The following is a 531-nucleotide window of genomic DNA, read 5'->3' on the forward strand; positions in this document are numbered from 1 at the left end:
TGGCTGTGGACTTCGTAGTTACGAACTGTGCAACCTGAAATTGGCAGACATCGATTTTGATCGTAAAACAGTCTTTATTCCCAAGAAAAAAGGGAAGATCGACCATTATGTGCCTTTAAGCAAGTTCTTAATTAGAGGGCTAAACACGTACATTAAAACTGAAAATCCTCAAATCTATCTTTTCAACAGCCAGGTGACCAAAGATGGTGAACCACGTGGGCTGACGACAAATGGCATCCGATGGGTGATCAAGGAAAACCGCGGTAAGATCGGCAGTTCCAAAAAGATCACCGCGCATACCTTGCGGCACACTTTTGCCACACATGTATTGGAATATGGTGTTAATATTGTCAGCCTGAAAGAACTTCTGGGGCATGCACATATCGAGATGACCCTCACGTATCTTCATGTGGCCAATCTGCCCAGAGGTTCAAAGTTTTCTCCACTGGACAAGCTCTACGATTAATGCGTCCCCGACATACGGTGGCAGACATTTTAGAGATGGAACAGCTGCAACTTAAAGGTTTAAGC

The 531-nt window shown here is 44.4% G+C and carries 1 protein-coding gene; it reads left to right on the plus strand.

Annotated elements, in window-relative coordinates:
- A partial coding sequence (locus ACFFU9_RS12315; RefSeq protein ID WP_379861758.1) for a tyrosine-type recombinase/integrase occupies nucleotides 1–466 on the plus strand: 466 nt, incomplete at its 5' end.
- Nucleotides 467–531: the final 65 nt, after the last annotated feature.

The organism is Mariniflexile ostreae, assembly GCF_042427585.1.
Classification (GTDB): domain Bacteria; phylum Bacteroidota; class Bacteroidia; order Flavobacteriales; family Flavobacteriaceae; genus Pseudalgibacter; species Pseudalgibacter ostreae.